At 76.2% G+C, this 15,590-nt stretch carries 13 protein-coding genes and 1 pseudogene; 7 read left to right on the plus strand and 7 right to left on the minus strand.

What is annotated here, in order from left to right; all coding sequences use genetic code 11:
• Nucleotides 1-236 precede the first annotated feature (236 nt).
• Both ACFW3D_RS06745 and ACFW3D_RS06750 read right to left on the minus strand, forming a co-directional pair.
• Nucleotides 237-1,346 (minus strand): hypothetical protein, encoded by a 1,110-nt coding sequence (locus ACFW3D_RS06745; protein WP_500502173.1) that lies wholly within the window; start codon nt 1,344-1,346, stop codon nt 237-239.
• 116 nt (nt 1,347-1,462) lie between these two features.
• A complete protein-coding gene (locus tag ACFW3D_RS06750; RefSeq protein ID WP_500502175.1) occupies nt 1,463-1,867 on the minus strand; it encodes a VOC family protein in 405 nt (134 codons plus the stop codon).
• Between the two features lie 193 nt (nt 1,868-2,060).
• On the opposite strand from ACFW3D_RS06750, the gene ACFW3D_RS06755 reads away from it, so the two are divergent.
• Nucleotides 2,061-2,411, plus strand: a complete 351-nt coding sequence (locus ACFW3D_RS06755) for a hypothetical protein (protein WP_500502178.1) — start codon at nt 2,061-2,063, stop codon at nt 2,409-2,411.
• Nucleotides 2,412-2,441: 30 nt separating this feature from the next.
• Here the strand turns inward: ACFW3D_RS06755 and ACFW3D_RS06760 are convergent, their stop codons facing one another.
• Both ACFW3D_RS06760 and ACFW3D_RS06765 read right to left on the minus strand, forming a co-directional pair.
• Nucleotides 2,442-3,641, minus strand: a complete 1,200-nt coding sequence (locus ACFW3D_RS06760; protein ID WP_500502180.1) for a hypothetical protein — start codon at nt 3,639-3,641, stop codon at nt 2,442-2,444.
• A gap of 265 nt (nt 3,642-3,906) precedes the next feature.
• The gene (locus ACFW3D_RS06765) at nt 3,907-5,190 is read right to left on the minus strand and encodes a ferritin-like domain-containing protein (protein WP_500502182.1); all 1,284 of its coding nucleotides are present in this window, start codon (nt 5,188-5,190) and stop codon (nt 3,907-3,909) included.
• A 182-nt stretch (nt 5,191-5,372) separates the two neighbouring features.
• Between ACFW3D_RS06765 and ACFW3D_RS06770 the strand changes: the two are divergent.
• Nucleotides 5,373-5,672 (plus strand): annotated as a pseudogene (locus ACFW3D_RS06770) (cysteine hydrolase family protein); the annotation flags it as partial.
• A gap of 294 nt (nt 5,673-5,966) precedes the next feature.
• Here the strand turns inward: ACFW3D_RS06770 and ACFW3D_RS06775 are convergent.
• Nucleotides 5,967-6,920, minus strand: a complete 954-nt coding sequence (locus tag ACFW3D_RS06775; protein ID WP_500502185.1) for an RNA polymerase sigma factor SigF — start codon at nt 6,918-6,920, stop codon at nt 5,967-5,969.
• A gap of 283 nt (nt 6,921-7,203) precedes the next feature.
• On the minus strand, nt 7,204-7,416 hold the full coding sequence (locus ACFW3D_RS06780; protein ID WP_500502187.1) for a hypothetical protein: 213 nt from the start codon (nt 7,414-7,416) through the stop codon (nt 7,204-7,206).
• A 93-nt stretch (nt 7,417-7,509) separates the two neighbouring features.
• Here ACFW3D_RS06780 and ACFW3D_RS06785 point away from each other — a divergent pair, with 93 nt between their 5' ends.
• On the plus strand, nt 7,510-8,484 hold the full coding sequence (locus tag ACFW3D_RS06785) for a lysylphosphatidylglycerol synthase transmembrane domain-containing protein (RefSeq protein ID WP_500502189.1): 975 nt from the start codon (nt 7,510-7,512) through the stop codon (nt 8,482-8,484).
• Between the two features lie 205 nt (nt 8,485-8,689).
• On the plus strand, nt 8,690-10,021 hold the full coding sequence (locus ACFW3D_RS06790) for an amidase (protein WP_500502191.1): 1,332 nt from the start codon (nt 8,690-8,692) through the stop codon (nt 10,019-10,021).
• A gap of 40 nt (nt 10,022-10,061) precedes the next feature.
• On the opposite strand, the gene ACFW3D_RS06795 is transcribed toward ACFW3D_RS06790, so the two are convergent.
• On the minus strand, nt 10,062-11,432 hold the full coding sequence (locus ACFW3D_RS06795) for a serine hydrolase domain-containing protein (RefSeq protein ID WP_500502193.1): 1,371 nt from the start codon (nt 11,430-11,432) through the stop codon (nt 10,062-10,064).
• A gap of 193 nt (nt 11,433-11,625) precedes the next feature.
• On the opposite strand from ACFW3D_RS06795, the gene ACFW3D_RS06800 reads away from it, so the two are divergent.
• The 3 genes from ACFW3D_RS06800 to ACFW3D_RS06810 are packed head-to-tail and all read left to right on the plus strand — an operon-like array spanning nt 11,626 to nt 15,586.
• Complete coding sequence (locus ACFW3D_RS06800) at nt 11,626-12,318, plus strand: FadR/GntR family transcriptional regulator (protein WP_500502196.1); 693 nt, start codon at nt 11,626-11,628, stop codon at nt 12,316-12,318.
• Entirely contained in the window at nt 12,315-13,727 is a 1,413-nt protein-coding gene (locus ACFW3D_RS06805) for a tocopherol cyclase family protein (RefSeq protein WP_500502198.1), read from the plus strand. Before ACFW3D_RS06800 ends, ACFW3D_RS06805 begins: the two co-directional genes overlap by 4 nt.
• Nucleotides 13,724-15,586 (plus strand): GMC family oxidoreductase, encoded by a 1,863-nt coding sequence (locus tag ACFW3D_RS06810; RefSeq protein ID WP_500502200.1) that lies wholly within the window; start codon nt 13,724-13,726, stop codon nt 15,584-15,586. Before ACFW3D_RS06805 ends, ACFW3D_RS06810 begins: the two co-directional genes overlap by 4 nt.
• Nucleotides 15,587-15,590: the final 4 nt, after the last annotated feature.

Raw genomic sequence — 15,590 nt, forward strand, 5'->3', positions numbered from 1 at the left:
CCACACCTGCCGCGACGAGTGCCTGTACCACGACCGCGGCGTGCTCGAGGCGATCACCCAGTGCACCTGCGGCCGGCCGCCCTGCCAGGCCTGCCAGATCGGCGGCGAGCCGGTACTGGCCTGATCCACCGCGCTTCGCGGCCGCCCGCGGCGGCACGAAGGCCCCGGTCCCCGACGGGACCGGGGCCCTCGCCATGCTGCGGGCGAACGCGCGCGGGCAGCACGCCGGGGCCCGGCTACGCGAAGAGGCTCAGCAGCAGCACGGCGACGGCCAGGACCGCCGCCCCGATCGCGAGGCCGCGGGCGACCCGGCGGCGGGAGGGCAGCCCGAGCACCTCGATGCCGCCGGTCCCGGGGAAGGCGTAGAAGACGCGGTCGGGGTCGGTGGGGACGGTGAGGCGGGCGAGGGGCAAGTGACGCAGGACGACCCTGCGATGGGCCTCGTCGGCGCGGGAGGCGAGGTACGGGGCGAGCGCTTCGGCGTGCGTGGCGTCGAGGTCGCCGGGCAGCGGGTCGTCGCCGGTCAGCACGGCCTTGCGCCACCGGCCCAGGCGCGCGGTGCGCCGGCGGACCGGCCACGGCGGCCGCTTGCGGGGGCGGCGCACCGCCTCCTCGTGGCTGCGCTGCTCGATGAGGCCGCCGACCCAGGTGGTGACGGCTCCGCTCCCCCCGCACGCCTCGTGCGCGACGGTGCCGCCGCCCTTGCACCTGGGGCAGTCGACGAGCCCCGTCCCCGAGCACTGCGAGCACTGCGTACGGCCCCGCCCGGCACAGGTGGGGCATGCGGCGTCGGGCCGCCGGCACTTGGCGCAGCGGACGCGCCTTTGGACGGTGCGGGACGCGGTCGCCGCCGCGGCGCGGTCCCGGTCGCGGTCCTTGGTGCGCGGTCGCGGTTTGCCGGTGCCGTCGCACTCGGCGCATGACGCCAGCCCGCGGCAGTCGGGGCAGGCCGTCGTCGGGTCGCAGGGGAGCCGGCCGCGGCCCTCGCAACGCCTGCAGGCCCATTCGCCGTTGCCGCACTCACAGGTGTTGTGGCGCACGGATCCCTCGCGCACCAGCTCGATCCGGCGCACGGTGGCGTGCTCACCGGGCGGGCCGGGCCGGTAGTCGGCGAGTCGGGCGTAAGTGGGGAGCGCGGAGAGGTCCTTACGGCCCTTCTCGGTCCTGGCGGTCTCCTTGCGGGTCTCCGTGGTGCGGCGGATGCGGCAGTCGAGGACGGAGTGCCAGGAGAGGTCCGCCCCGGCGGAGGAGTCGAGCCGGACGGCGCCGCCGTCCCCGGAGAGGTACCGCGCCAGGGCTTGGAGCATCTCGTCGTCGGACGGTGTACCGGACGGGTCCTCGGCCATGACGACCACTCCCCTCGACGGGCGCGAGGCGCGCTGTCGGCAGGGTACGGGCGTACCTGACACTCCATCAAGATCAGGGGTGGGGAGGGGCCTTGCGACCCCTCCCCACCGGCCGCTCAGCTCTCGCCGGTGGTGGTGCCGCCGCTCCCGTAGGGACGGGTGAAGACCTCCATGCCGTGGCCCGCCGGGTCCGTGAAGTAGACGCCGCGGCCGCCGTCGTTGCGGTTGATCTCCCCGGGCCGCTTGCCGTGCGGGTCGGCCCAGTACGTGAGTCCGGCCTCCTGGATCCTGCTCAGGATGCCGTCGAACGCGGTCTCGGGGACGAGGAAGGCGTAGTGCTGCATGACGATCGTCTCCGCCGGGACGGTGGCGAAGTCGAGGGTGACGCCGTTGCTCAGCCGGAGGGGGACGAACGGGCCCCATGCCTCGCCGGCCCGCAGGCCGAGGATGTGCGCGAGGAAGTCGGCGGATTCCCGGTTGTCCCGGGCGTGCACGATGGTGTGGTTCAACTCGACTGACACGGTGGGATGCCTCCGTAAGGCATTCTCACGGGCACCTCCATGCCTCACCCGGTCGGTGACCGGCACGCGATGCCGTGCGCGCGATCCTATGCCGGGCCGTAATCCGGTGGGCCCTCGGCGGTGTCGGCCCGTACGGTGGACGGCCGGAACGGCCCGAACGGCCGTGGCGGACGGGAAGGGCGGGAGGACGACGATGACGGACACGGTGACGCTGTGGCGCCCCACCGGGCCGGAGGAACTGGCCCTGGTCGAGGCGTCGGGATGGCGGGAGTGGCCGCCGCGGCTGCCCGAGCAGCCGATCTTCTACCCGGTGCTCGACGAGGACTACGCGATCCGCATCGCCCGTGACTGGAACGTCCCCGCCTCCGGAGCCGGTTACGTGACGCGCTTCGAGGTCGAGGCCGGGTTCGCCGCCCGGTACCCGGTGCGCCAGGCGGGCGGCCGGACGATCCTCGAGCTGTGGGTGCCGGCGGAGGAACTGCCCGAGTTCAACCGGCACATCGTGGGCCGCATCGAGGTCGTCCACGAGTTCCGGGGCGCGTAGCGGCCGGGGCCCGGGCCCCGGCCGGTCGCGTCAGGCGCGGAGCGTGGTGACGGCCGCGACCCCGGTGAACTGCAGGGGTTCGTAGCCGAGGGCGAGCAGATGGGCGGTGAGCGTCAGGGTGCCGCCCCGGTGGCCCGGACCGCCCGGACCGCCCGCGGTCTCCGCGGTCTCCGCGGTCTCGGCGCCGTCGACGGTGTAGGGGCCGTTGTTGAAGGTCACTGTGACCGGGACGCTGAAGGTGCCGCCCGGCCCGAGGTCGACGGCGGGCGACGGGGCGTAGGTGCCGACGAGGCTGTCACCGGGCCCGGGGGTGAGGACCACCGGGGTGCCGCCCACGGTGACGGTCAGGTCGCCCGGGTCGATGCCGCGGGTGCGGGCGAGGATCAACCGGATGCCGACGGCACGGTACGCGGGGCCGTCCGCCGGGTCGGTGAAGACGATCTGCCCGGAGGCCGCGTGGCAGGGCCGCCCCGGCGTGCTGTTGCCGAGGGTGATGCGGGCGGTGGTGCGGCCGTCGACGAGGAAGTCGTACGTGGTGCCGCCGACGGTCGGGTTGTCGACGTACGTGTCGAGCGTGAGCCCCGTGTTGGGCTGGCCCAGCCGGCCCGCGTTGGCGATGACCCCGTCGACGCCGTCGCCGGCCGAGGTGCAGGCGGCGATGTACTCGGCGAGGGTGCGGTCGGCCTGCGCGGGGATCGTCGCCACCTGCCGCGAGGTCCGCCACAGCGTGGCGGGACCGTTGACGAAGTGCTGCCAGACGCCCTGGACGACGCCCTGACGGCCCCGGGTGTCGGTGGCGAGCTGCGGCTGGAAGCTGAGCGTGGTGAAGCTGCCGGCGCAGATCATGGGGAGCTGGAGGTTCGCCGCCGTGCCGGTGACGCTGCTGGTGGTGACGAAGGAGTCGTACGACAGCTCCGAGGCCGCGATCGTGGCGAGCGGGACCCTGGCGGTGAAGGGGTGCGCCGCCTGGGACTGCTGGTCGCCGGTGATGGCCAGGTGGAGGCTGCCGTTGAAGCGGACGGGGTCCGCGAAGGGCGAGACCTCCTGGACACCGGGGGTGCGATCGCCGTTGCCCGGCTGGTCCTGGAGCCGGAACCAGGGCCCACCCGGCCCGAGATCGGCGGCCCGGACCTGTTCGACGCGGGGGGCGGAGGAACTGGGAACTGCGGATATGACGGAGGCGCCCGCGGCCAGGACGGCAGCGGCGGCGAGCGCTATCGGGCGGATCATGAGGCGGGGGACTCCCTCGTACGGGCGGCCCGGTACGGCCGCGACAGGGCGGCGCCCGTTGGCGCCGCGGCCCCGTATGGGTGCCCCGCGGGACTGCGCGTCCGGCATATGACAGCCCGGGCTCACCCGCGCGTCGCAAAAAATCCCACGCCTGGCGCCGAGAAGGTGCGGACGGCGCGGCCCTCCCCTCCGGCAGCGGCGGAGGACCGCCCTGGCGCGCCGCGACCGGGCGGGCCAGGACGGAGCCGCGCCGGGGTCGTGACCCCTACGGACGGCGTCCGGGGGAGCCGCTGCCCGCGGCCGCGGGCGGCTGTTCGGCGCCCGGGGCGAGCGGGCGGAACTGGGGGCCGTAGGTGTGGCGTCCGTCGCCGAGCGGGATCTCCATGAGGGCGAGGGCGGGCTCCTCCAGCTGGTCCATCGTCCTGACCGCCCGGTTGAGCGCGTCGTGGTCCCCGGACTGCCAGGCGGCCTCCAGGTCGCGCAGCAGCTCGCCGTACGCGGTGTCGAAGCGGCGCAGCAGGGTCGCGGCCTCGCGGGGCGGGTGCGGCCAGCCGCCCCGGGGGACCACGCCCATGGGGCGGACGTCCGGGAACGGGATGGGCGGGCCGCTGAACGCCCACAGCCCGTCGGACTCCTCCAGGGTGCGTCCGTGGTAGATCTCGGCGAAGGCGTAGTAGTGGGCCACGGCGCGGTGGCCCCCGGTCGCCTCGCCGGTCGGCGCCTCGGGGGAGTCCGAACTGCCCTCGCCCTGCTCCTTGATGATCTCCACGGCGGCGACGATGTCGTCCAGGGTCCGCATCGGCCGCAGTTCGTCGGGGCCGATGCGCTGGCCGATCTGGCCGCGGACGCTGAGCTCGGGGCGGTGGTCGAGGAAGGCGGTGACGACCCCGTTGTAGAAGTCCCCGATGGTCGGCGGACCCGCGGACGGATCGGCGAGCGGCGACTCCGGGGTCTCGATGGCCATGAGGACGTCCCGTACGTACGCGCGGGTCAGCCCGGAGAGGGACACCGTCAGCTCGCTGCGCACGCCGCCGGGCAGGCAGCAGGGGTAGTCGGGGGTGACGGCGGCGATCCGCGGCCGTCCGCCCACGGCGACGAGCATGTTGCAGGCCAGGCCCATGTGGAACATCTCGTCGGTGACGATGCCGCGGATCAGGCGGGCGACGGTCGCGGACCGGTCCCGTACCGACCACCAGGCGCAGAGGTACGGCGGGATGGTGGCGAGTTCCAGTTCCACGGCCACCTGCAGCGCCCGGTGCAGCCAGTCGGTGCCGCGGGAGGGTGCGGGGACGGCCAGCAGCCGGGCCACCATGCCGTGCGCGGCCGCCGCGGCGAAGGCGGGGGCGACCGCAGGTGCCGCCGCTGCGGCGGTCTGGACGGTCACCGGCAGCGCCGGTGCGAGCGGGGCCGCGCTGGCGGCGGTGCCGAGGACGGCGGGGCTGACGGCGGCCGCCGCGGCCGACTTGACGAAGCCCCGGCGGTCGAGTGCGGGCGGCGAGGTCACGGCGGTCCCGTGCCCGTTGTCCTGGTCGTCCACCGGTTCCGTCACCCAGGTCTCCGTCCCCGAGAAGAATGGCGCGCGGGACACGGCACTGGACGGACCCGCGAGGCTGGCGAAGCTACCAGCCGGGCCCCGGCGCCCCTGGCCCGCGACGCCGCGCGCGCCGTGCCGTCCGCCCGAGCGGCCCAACGGGCCCCGGACACCGCCCGCCGGCGCGAACCGCCACCCGCCTGACCTCGGTGCGCGAGGCGCTGCCCGGGGTGCGGGGGCTGATCTCCCGGGCCCGGGAGGAGGGCGTGGACGTCATCCACGGCAACGACAACTTCGGCCGCCGGCCCGCACACCGGCCTCGTGGAGCCGGTACGCCCTGACGCGGACTCGCTGTTCGTCGTGAAGGCCCGGCACTCGGTCCGGGGCAGCCGGGCGTGGGCCGCCTGGTGCTGTGCGGGCAGGTCACCGAGCAGTGCGTGCTCGGCTCGGCGCTGGACGCGCACATCCGCAACGTGCCCACCGCCGTCGCACCGGACGCCGCGCTGCGCGGCTGAGGCGGGCTGCCGGGCCGTCACCTCCCTTACCCGTATGGAAACGCGCATTCGGGGCATCCGGACGTCAGGAGGTGCTGACGATGGTCCCCCTGCCGGCCGGCCCCGAGGACGACGCGCAGAGCGAGGCCGGACGGCTGCGCGCGGAGAACGAGCAGCTGCGTCGCGCGCTGGGCAGCCGGTCGGTCATCGACCAGGCCGTCGGCATGGTGATGGCGCTGACGCCCTGCCCCGGGGACGTGGCCTGGGCGGTCCTCGTCCGGGCCTCCCAGTACGGCAACGTCAAGCTCCGTGACGTCGCGGCCGCGCTCGTGGCGAGCGCCGGGGGCCGGCCCCTGCCGGCGGACGTCCACCGCGCCCTCCTGCGGGCCCGGAGTCCCCGGTCAGCTCGGCCGCCCCGGCCTCCTCGGCCTCCTCGACCGCCTCGCGGAGGCGGTGGCAGGTGCGGCTGATCAGCCGGGAGACGTGCATCTGGGACAGACCCAGCTGGTCGGCTATCTGGGTCTGCGTCATGTCGCGGAAGAACCGCAGGTAGAGGATCTGCCGCTCGCGCGGCGGGAGTTCACGCAGCCGCGGTGCGACGGCCACCCGGTCCACGACGAAGTCCAGGCAGGGGTCCTCGGACCCCAGGGTGTCGAGGAAGGTGCGGCCCTCCGCGCCGGGGGTGGCCGAGTCCAGGGAGGCGGGGGCGAAGCTGTCGAGGGCCTCCATGGCCGCCAGCACGTCCTCCTCGCTCATCCGGGCGTGCGCGGCGATCTCGGCGACGGTGGGGGTGCGGCCCTTCGTCCCGACGAGTTCGTGGCGGACGGTACGGACCCGGCTGCGCAGTTCCTGCACCCTGCGGGGGACGTGGACACCCCACATGTGGTCGCGGAAGTGGCGTTTCACCTCGCCGACGATGGTGGGGACGGCGAAGCTCTCGAAGGCGCTGCCGCGTGCGGGGTCGTAGCGCCGTACGGCCTTCACCAGGCCCAGCGCGGCGACCTGCCGCAGGTCCTCGGCGGACTCGCCGCGGTGCCGGAAGCGGCGGGCGAGCCGTTCGGACATGGGGATCCAGGCGATGACGACCTGCTCGCGCAGGGCGTCCTTCTCCGGGCCGTCGGGGAGGGCCGCGATCCGCCGCAGGGCCTCGGCGGTGTCCGGGGTGTCGTCGTGCGGACGCGGCCGGGCACCCGGGGACGGGTGCGCCGGCGGGCACGGATGCGGTTGCCCGGTACGGGGCTCTCGAACGGCCATGGCTGGTCCTGCGCCTTCCTGCGGGGAACGGGAGCCGCGCCGCGCAGGGCGTGCCGTGCGGAAGGGCACGCTCCGCGCCCGGGGTCCCTGCCGGGACGCCCCGCGCGTGCGTGCCTCCCTTCCGAAGCACGGGGATCGCCTGCCCGGAGCGGCGGCACGCAAACCCCGCCCCGTCGCACGGGGATGAGTGCCCGTCAGATCGCGGTGAACCGCGGTACCGCCGGCGGCCGTCGGCGGCGGGGCGGGGCCAGCGCCCGGGACCCGGTCGGGGCGGGAACCACGGTCACGCTCCCGCCGAGGAGCGGGGACGCGCGATCATCAGCACGGCGACGGTCGCCCGCAGCAGCTTGAACAGCCCCGTGGCCGTGCCCGGCCGGGCCACGGCGCGACCGGGTGCCCGTCCGTCCGCGAGCCCTCCACGCGGGTCCCCGGCACCGGCGCAGGCGGGCCGGGCGGGCACCGCGAAGCCGTTCCGCCATCCGGGAACGGGTCGCACGTCAGCCGCAGGACACCCGCTGGTCGCGCTGACAGGGCATGAAGGGGCGACAACGCCTGCGGACAGGCGCACGACGCGCGGGGGCGACCGGACATGGGCATCACCACCACGACGACTCCACACCTCCTGAGCGGCGCCACACTGCGCCGGATCGCCTGCCTGGCCCCGATCGTGCTCGTCGGGTGGTGGGTGGCCCGGCACTGGCAGCTGATCGCCGACGGGGGCCGCGGCCTGCTCGGCGCCGACCGGGGCTGGCTGCTGGCCGCCGTCGCGGCGACCGGGCTGGCCTGGGTGGCGGTGTCGTTCATGCGGCAGGGCACGGTCCTGGAACGGCTGCCCGCGGGACGGCTGCTGGCCACGCAGTTCGCCGCGGGCACCGCGAACCACCTGCTGCCCGCGGGCATCGGGGCGAGCGCGGTCAACCTCCGCTTCATGCGGGCGTGCGGGCTGCCGCCCGCCCGGTCGGCGGCGGCCATCGCGCTGTACTTCCTGGCCGAGTGCGTGGGCCGCGGGACGCTGCTGGTGGTGCTGTTCGCCGTGTTCCCGCACGCGCTGCGGCTCGACGGGCTGCTGCCCGACGGCATCTCCGTACCGGTCGGCCCGACGGCGGGGGTGGCGGCCGGGATCTGCGCGGTCGTCACGGTCGTGCTGGTCGCCGCGCCGCGGCTGCGGCAGGTGGTGCGCACGTTCCTGACCACGGCGTTCACCGACGCGCGGACGCTGCACGCCCGGCCGTCGAGGGCCCTCGCGCTGTGGGGCGGCTCGCTGGCCTTCCCCGCCCTGCAGGCCGCCGGCCTCGTCGCGGTCACGATGGCGCTGGGCGTCCCGGTGCCGTTCGCGCACGTCGCCCTCGCCTACCTCGTCGCCAGCGTCGCGGCGGCGGCGCTGCCCACACCCGGCGGTGTCGGCTCCGTCGACGCGGCCCTCGTGGTGGCCCTCGTCGCCACGGGCGCCTCCCTCGCGGCGGCCACCTCGGCCGTCCTCGGCTACCGCATCGTGACGGTCTGGCTCCCCCTGGTCCCCGGGGCGCTCGTCCTGGGCGCGCTGGTGCGCCGGAAGGTCGTCTGACCCGCGCACCCGGCGCGGTACGCGCCTGAGCCCGGGGCGCCCCCGCCGGCGAAAACCCCGTGGTCGCACCCCGGCGGCGCGTGCCACGCTGGCCGCGGGAAACGGGGCGCGGGAGGGCGGAACGCTGGAGCTGCACGAGTACGCGGAGCGGGACGCGACCGGCCTGCGGGAGCTGATCCGCGCCGGGGAGGTCACCGCCGGCGAGGTGGAGACCGTCGCGCGCAGGGCGCTGGAGGCGGCGGGGGCGGAGCTCAACGCGCTGACGCTGCCGCTGTTCGACCCCGCTCCCGCGTACCGGGCGGACGGGCCGTTCGGGGGTGTGCCCTTCGTGGTCAAGGACGGCGGGCCGTTCGTGCGGGGCGTGCCGTTCACCCTCGGCAGCCGAGCGCTGCGGGGTGCCGTCGCGGACGCCGACCACGATCTGATGGCCCGGTTCCGGGAGGCCGGCCTGGTGGCGCTCGGCCAGAGCACCGCGCCGGAGTTCGGCCTGAGCTTCGCCACGGAACCCGTCAGGTACGGACCGACGCGCAACCCCTGGGACCCGGCGCGCGGGGTGGGCGGGTCGAGCGGTGGCTCGGCCGCGCTGGTCGCCGCGGGGGCGGTGCCGCTGGCGCACGCCAACGACGCGGGCGGTTCGATCCGCATCCCGGCGTCCTGCTGCGGGCTGGTCGGGCTCAAGCCGAGCCGGGGGCGCACCCCGTGCGGGCCGCTCGCGGGCGAGGCGGCGTTCGGGCTGCAGGTGGAGTTCGCCGTGACCAGGACGGTACGGGACGCGGCCGCGCTGCTCGACGCCGTGGGCGGGCCCTCGTACGGCGACAAGTACCCGCTCCCGGCGCCCCCGGTGCCGTACGCGCGGGCCGTGCGCACCGACCCGGGGCGGCTGCGGATCGCCCTGACCACCGCCGCGTGGACGGGCACACCGGTGGACCCGCAGGTCGCCGCGGTCACCGTCGACGCGGGCAAGGTGCTCGAATGGATCGGTCACCGGGTCACCGAGGACGCACCGCGCCTGGACGCGGACGACCTCGTGGAGGCCACCGCGCTGGGCGCGTTCGCCAGTGGCGGCGCGCTGCTGCGGGCGGCGCCGCGCATGGACCGCTCGCTGCTGGAGGCGGTGTCGCGGGCGGTGCTCGCCGAGACCGAGGCGTGCACCGCGCTCGGGCTGATGGCGGCGATCGACGCACAGCACCGCGTGACCCGCGCGGCGGGCCGCTTCTTCACCGCGTACGACCTGCTCGTCACGCCGACGCTCGGCGCGCTCCCCGCGCCGCACGGCACCCTCGGCCACGACGACCCCCGGCACACGGTGCGCTCCTGGCTGCGCGAGCTGTTCGCGTACGGGCCGTTCACGGCCGCCTTCAACGTCTCGGGGCATCCGGCGGTCAGCCTGCCGCTCGGCCAGAGCCGCGAGGGACTGCCGGTGGGGGTGCAACTGGTCGCCGCCCAGGGCCGCGAGGACCTGCTGCTGGGTGTGGCCGCGCAGCTGGAGCAGGCCGTCCCGTGGCGGGACCGCAGGCCGCCGCTGCTGGTGGGCTGAGCCCCGTCGACGGCACCGGCCCGGCCCGGGCGGCCGGCGCTCAGCTGCTGCTGGGGCTGGTGCCGGTGCCGTTGGTGGGCGGGAACGCGTAGACGTGGTCCGGGGTGACGATCTTGGTGATCGCCTCGGCGAAGAGGCTGCTGGGCTCGTTGCCGCCGACGGCGGTGTCGGTGTTGAGCAGCACGACCATGGTCGCCTTGGCGTCCGGCAGGTACACGGCGGTGCTCTGGTAGCCGGGCAGCGAGCCGTTGTGCCCGATCCAGCCGTGGTTGTCGAAGAGGCCGAGGCCGTAGCGGATGCCCGGGTACGGGGTGGGGAGGAAGGCCGTGCGCTGCGCCTGGGTCGCCTTGCCGAGCAGGGTGCCGTCGGCCACGATGCGGGCCCAGGCCCGCAGGTCCTGCTGGTCGGAGATCATGGCGCCGGCGGCCCAGGCCCAGGAGGGGTTCCAGTCGGTGGCGTCGGCCTCCTTGCCGTCCTTGGTCTGCCGCGTGTAGCCGCGGGCGTGCGGGTTCGGGAAGGCGCGTCCGGCGGGGAAGACGGTGTGCTTCAGCTTGGCCGGACCGAGCACGGTGCGCTGCAGGTAGTCGCCGAACGGCAGGCCGCTCGCCTTCTCGATCACCAGGCCCAGCAGGACGGTGTTGGTGTTGCAGTACTGGAAGCGGGCGCCCGGACCGGACGGCGAGGGGTGCTGGAAGGCGTAGGCGAGCAGCTCGGCGGGGACGAACTCCCGGTGGGGGTCGGCCTTGAGGGCCTTCTGGAAGTTCGGGTCGTCGGTGTAGTTGTAGAGCCCGCTGCGCATCTCGGCGAGCTGCCGCAGGGTGATGCGGTCACCGCCGGGCACGCCGTCCACGTACCGGGCGACGGGGTCGTCGAGCCCGGCCTTCTTCTGGTCGACCAGGGTCAGCAGGGCCGTCACGGTGAAGGTCTTGGTCTCGCTCCCGATCCGCATGTAGAGGTCGGGCGACATCCGCGCCTTCGACTTCTTGTCGGCCATGCCGAGCGCACGTACCCAGGAGCCCTTGCCCGGGGCCCACAACCCGACGCTCACGCCGGGCACTCCGGTCCTCTTCAGGGTGTCCTTCAGCGCACCGTCGAGCTTCCCGACGACGTCGCCGGAGAGCGCCGGGAAGTTCCCGCCGGCACCCGGCGAGCCGCTGGGCGAGGCCTGCGCGGGGGAGGCGGAGGCCGGAGGGGCGGAGGCGGGGCCCGCCGTCCGGTTCTGCTCCTCGGCCCGCGCGAGCGGCGAGGCCGGGGCGGACGTCGCCGTCCTGGTGCCCTCGGGGGAGCGGGCGGTGTCCGCGGGACCGCCGCACGCCAGGGCCGTGGGGAGCGCGGCGGCGGCGAGGGCCGTCGCGACGGCCCTCCGCACGGTGCTGCGGAGCCCGGACGGACGGGCGCACGGGTGCGTCATGTCTGTGCCTTTCGGCCGTGGGGGACGGGCGGGGCGAGGGCACGCCCTCGCGAACGTAAGCCGACCGCCGCGGTGCGGCGACCGGACGGCGGGTGCCGCGCGGCCGGGCGGGTGACGCCCGGCGCGGGGGCGGGTCTTGACGGTGCGTCGGCTCATTGGTTGAGTGGCTCATCCACTGACCCATGGAGGAGTGATGGAAGCGCTGCCGCGCACGTCGATCGTGGACGTCCTGGAGGACCGCATCCGCGAGGAGATCCTCACCGGCCGCCGCCCCGCGGGCAGCCTGCTGCCGCCCGAACGCACGCTGGCCGAGGGGTACGGCGTCACCCGCACCACCCTCAAGCACGCCTTCGGGCGGCTGGTGCAGGCCGGGTTGCTGGAGACGCGGCACGGCGTCGGGACCCGGGTCCGGGACTACGAACGCCTCGGCGGTGCCGATCTGCTGCCCATGCTCGTCCGGCACGACGCGCGCTGGCTCTCCGAGATCTTCGAGGTGCGGCGCGGGGTGGGCGCCCTGATCGCCGGCGCCGCGGCGACCCGGGCGAACGGCGCCGCACGCACCCGGCTGCGGGAGCTGGTGGAGGCCGTACGCACGGCCGGGGACCCGGACGCCGTGCAGCTGGCGGACGCCGAGGTGCACCGGGCGCTGGCCCGCGCCACCGGCAACCGTGTCTACGTCCTCCTCACCAACACCCTGTTCAACGCCTATCTTCCGATGCGCCGGCACCTCGCGGGCCCCTTCCAGGACGCGGAGGAGGCGTACGGGCGGCTGGCGCCGGTGGTCGCCGCGGTGGAGGAGGGCGACTCCGCGGCCGCCCGCGCGGCGGCGGAGGCGTACCTGACGGCGACCGAGGCGATCATGCGCGAGGGGCTGAGGTCCCGGTGAGCGCGGCACGGGGGACGGTCTTCGCGGAGACCATGACGGGCACCGTACGGCTGCGCGGCGAGGACCGGGACCGGCCGGTACGGCTGGAGCTGACGGCACGCAGCGACGAACTGCTGCTGCCCCACCGCACGACCACGGCCCGCGTCACCGGACGGCTGCGCGTCGCGGACCGCGCCGACACCGCCGTCACCGGCACGCTGGAGGTCTCGCCGCTGGCCCGGCGGCGCATCCACTACCGGCTGGAGTGCGAACTCGACGGTGAGGGCTGCCTCCTGGAGGGCTGGAAGTCCGTCACCCCGCGGCGGCCGCTGGCCTCGACGACCACTCTGCCCTTCACCCTCACCACCGGGGACGGCCCGGAGCCGGCCGGCACGGGCACCCTGCGCTTCCGGACGGCGACCTCGCTCCTGCCGTTCCTGGCGAGCTTCCGCTTCCCGCGCCGGGACGACCCCCGGGCGCAGTGGGCACCTCGCTGGGACGGCGCCGCGGGCCGCACCGAGGTCTGGTACACCACGGCCACCGACCCGGCGACGGGCACCGGACTGTGGCTCCACCACGAACTCGTCGCCCCCGCCGACGGCTCCCCCGCCTTCGTCCACGGCTGGGCCGCCGTCTTCCCCCCGGACGGCAAGGGCCCCGTGGAGCACGCCCGCTTCGGCCCGCTGCCCTGGGATCCCGCGACGGACGCCGAGGGCTTCACGGCCGAGGGCGTCGAGGCCGTCCCGGGCCGGCTGCGGGGCGCGGCGGGCGAGCTCTCCTGGGACCTCACCGAGGACGCCGGCGCCGAGCGGCCGCTGTACACCTTCCCGCGCTGGTCGTGGCGGCACCCGCTGCTGCCCGCCGCGCAGATCGTGCCGTCGCCCCGCGCCCGGTACACGGGCACCGTCCGCCACGGCACGTCCGGACTCGCCCTGCACGCCGCTCCGGGGGCCTCGGCCCGCATCTACGGCCACGGCAACGCCCGGCGCTGGGCCTGGCTGCACGCCGACCTCGGCGACGGGGACGTGCTGGAGGTCGTCGCCGCGGTCTCCACCCGACCGGGCCTGGACCGGCTGCCGCCGCTGGTGTTCCTGCGGCTGCGCAGGGACGGGCGCGACTGGCCGCGCGGCGGTCTGCGTCCGGCCCTGGGGCGCGCCGGCCTCGGCCGCTTCACCGCCGACATTGGCCTGCCGCGCTGGACGGTGACCGGCCGCGCGGGCGGGCGGCGGATCACCGTACGGGTCGACCAGCCGCCGGAGCGCACCCTCGCCCTCGACTACGCCGACCCCGACGGCTCCCCCGCCGTGTGCCGCAACAGCGAGACCGCCGACGCCCACGTCCTGCTCGAGCGCCGGGGCCGCGGCGGCTGGCGCACGGAGGCGCAGTGGACGCTCGCCGGCACCGCCCACGCCGAAGTGGGCGACCGGTGAGCGTCGCCGTCCGCGGCCTGGTCGCCGCGCTGCTCGCCGACGCCGATGACGGCGGCTGGCCCGCGGGCGTCCCGCACAGGCTGGACGGTCTGCTGGCGGCGATGCCCGCGCGGACCCGGCACGGCTTCCGCGCCGCGGCGGCCGCGGTGGACGCCTACGCGGCGGCGCGCACCGGACGGCGGCTGGACCGGCTGGGCCCGGGGGAGCGGGAACGGGTGCTGGCGGGACTGGCCGCACGGCCCGCGCTGCTGCCCCTGCTCGACGTGGTGAAGGTGCCGGTGCTGCTGGCGGCCGGCACCGAGCGGCTGCTGGCGGGGCCGCCCCGCGCCGCGGCGCCGGCGGCCCCGCAGGACCCGCCGCTGGACTGCGTGCCCGCCCGCGAGTGGCCGGACCGCTCGCGCGCGGACGCCGTCGTCGTCGGCTCGGGCGCCGGCGGGGCGATGGCGGCGCGCACCCTGGCCCGGGCGGGTCTGCGGGTGGTCGTCCTGGAGGAGGGCCGGTGGCACACCACGGCGGAGTTCGGACGGCGCGCCCCGCTCGACCGGTTCGCCGAGCTGTACCGGGACGGCGGCGCCACCGTCGCCCTCGGCAACCCCCCGCTGATCGTGCCGACCGGGCGCGCCGTCGGTGGCACGACGGTCGTCAACTCCGGCACCTGCTACCGCACTCCGCACCGCGTGCTGGCCCGGTGGCGCGAGGAGCACGGGCTCGGTGACCTCGCGGACCCGGTGGCCTTCGGCGCGTACCTGGACGAGGTGGAGCGCACCCTGCGCGTGGCCCCCCAGCCGCGGGACGTACTGGGGCGCAACGGCACCCTCGCCCTGCTCGGCGCGGACGGACTCGGCTGGCGGGCCGCGCCCCTGCGGCGCAACGCCCCCGGGTGCCGGGGCTCGTGCCAGTGCGTGGTGGGCTGCCCGTCCGGGGCGAAGCAGAGCGTCCAGCTGTCGGTGCTGCCGCAGGCGTGCGCGGCCGGGGCCCGGATCGTCACCGGGGCCCATGTGCGGCGGGTGCTGACCGAGCCCGACCGGCCCGGCGGCCCGCGCGCCTGCGGGGTGGCGGTACGGCGGCCGGACGGCAGCGAACTGGAGATCCTCGCCCCGCTGGTCGTGGTGGCCGCGGGCGCGCTGCGCACTCCCCCGCTGCTGCGCCGCTCCGGCCTCGGCGGGCACCCGCGGACCGGCCGCAACCTGGCCGTGCACCCCGCCACGAGCGTCGCCGGGCGGTTCGCCGAGCCGGTCGCGGACGGCGGGCCGGCCGTGCTGCAGAGCGTCGGCGTGGAGGAGCTGCACGGGGACGGCATCCTCGTCGAGGCGACCGCCCCGCCGCCCGGCATGGGCTCGTTCGTGCTGCCGGGCGTCGGCCGGGAACTGCGCGCGGAACTGGAGGACTCCGGACGGCTGGCCACCTTCGGCGCGATGATCGCGGACCGGCCCGGCGGACGCGTCCTCGGCCGCGAGGGCGCCCTGCTCCGCTACGACCTCGACCCCCGCGACGGCCGCCGGCTGCTGCGCGCCGTCCGCGCGATGGGCGATCTGCTCTTCGCCTCCGGGGCCGAGGAGGTCCTCACCGGAGTCCCCGCCGCGCCGCGGGCGCGTACGCCGAGGGAGTTCGCGGCCGCCCTGGAGGGAGTGACGGCACGGCAGCTGCACCTGTCGGCCTTCCACCCCACGGGGACGGTCGCGCTGGGCGCGGACCCGCAGGTGGCGCCCGCCGATCCCGCGGGCCGGCTGCGCGGCGTGCACGGGGTGCTGATCGCCGACGCCTCGGCGCTGCCCAGCTGCCCCGAGGTGAACCCGCAGCTCAGCATCATGGCCCTGGCCCTGGCCGTCGGCGAGGGCGCGGTGCGGGCGGCCGGCTGAGGGG

The sequence above is a fragment of the Streptomyces sp. NPDC058864 genome (assembly GCF_042742985.1).
Classification (GTDB): Bacteria; Actinomycetota; Actinomycetes; order Streptomycetales; family Streptomycetaceae; genus Actinacidiphila.

Excerpts from the sequence above, each read along its gene's own strand:
- ACFW3D_RS06745 (WP_500502173.1), bottom strand. The coding sequence starts at position 1,346 with ATGGCCGAGGACCCGTCCGGTACACCGTCCGACGACGAGATGCTCCAA.
- ACFW3D_RS06795 (WP_500502193.1), bottom strand. The coding sequence starts at position 11,432 with ATGACGCACCCGTGCGCCCGTCCGTCCGGGCTCCGCAGCACCGTGCGG.
- ACFW3D_RS06775 (WP_500502185.1), bottom strand. The coding sequence starts at position 6,920 with ATGGCCGTTCGAGAGCCCCGTACCGGGCAACCGCATCCGTGCCCGCCG.
- ACFW3D_RS06755 (WP_500502178.1), top strand. The coding sequence starts at position 2,061 with ATGACGGACACGGTGACGCTGTGGCGCCCCACCGGGCCGGAGGAACTG.
- ACFW3D_RS06800 (WP_500502196.1), top strand. The coding sequence starts at position 11,626 with ATGGAAGCGCTGCCGCGCACGTCGATCGTGGACGTCCTGGAGGACCGC.
- ACFW3D_RS06760 (WP_500502180.1), bottom strand. The coding sequence starts at position 3,641 with ATGATCCGCCCGATAGCGCTCGCCGCCGCTGCCGTCCTGGCCGCGGGC.
- ACFW3D_RS06785 (WP_500502189.1), top strand. The coding sequence starts at position 7,510 with ATGGGCATCACCACCACGACGACTCCACACCTCCTGAGCGGCGCCACA.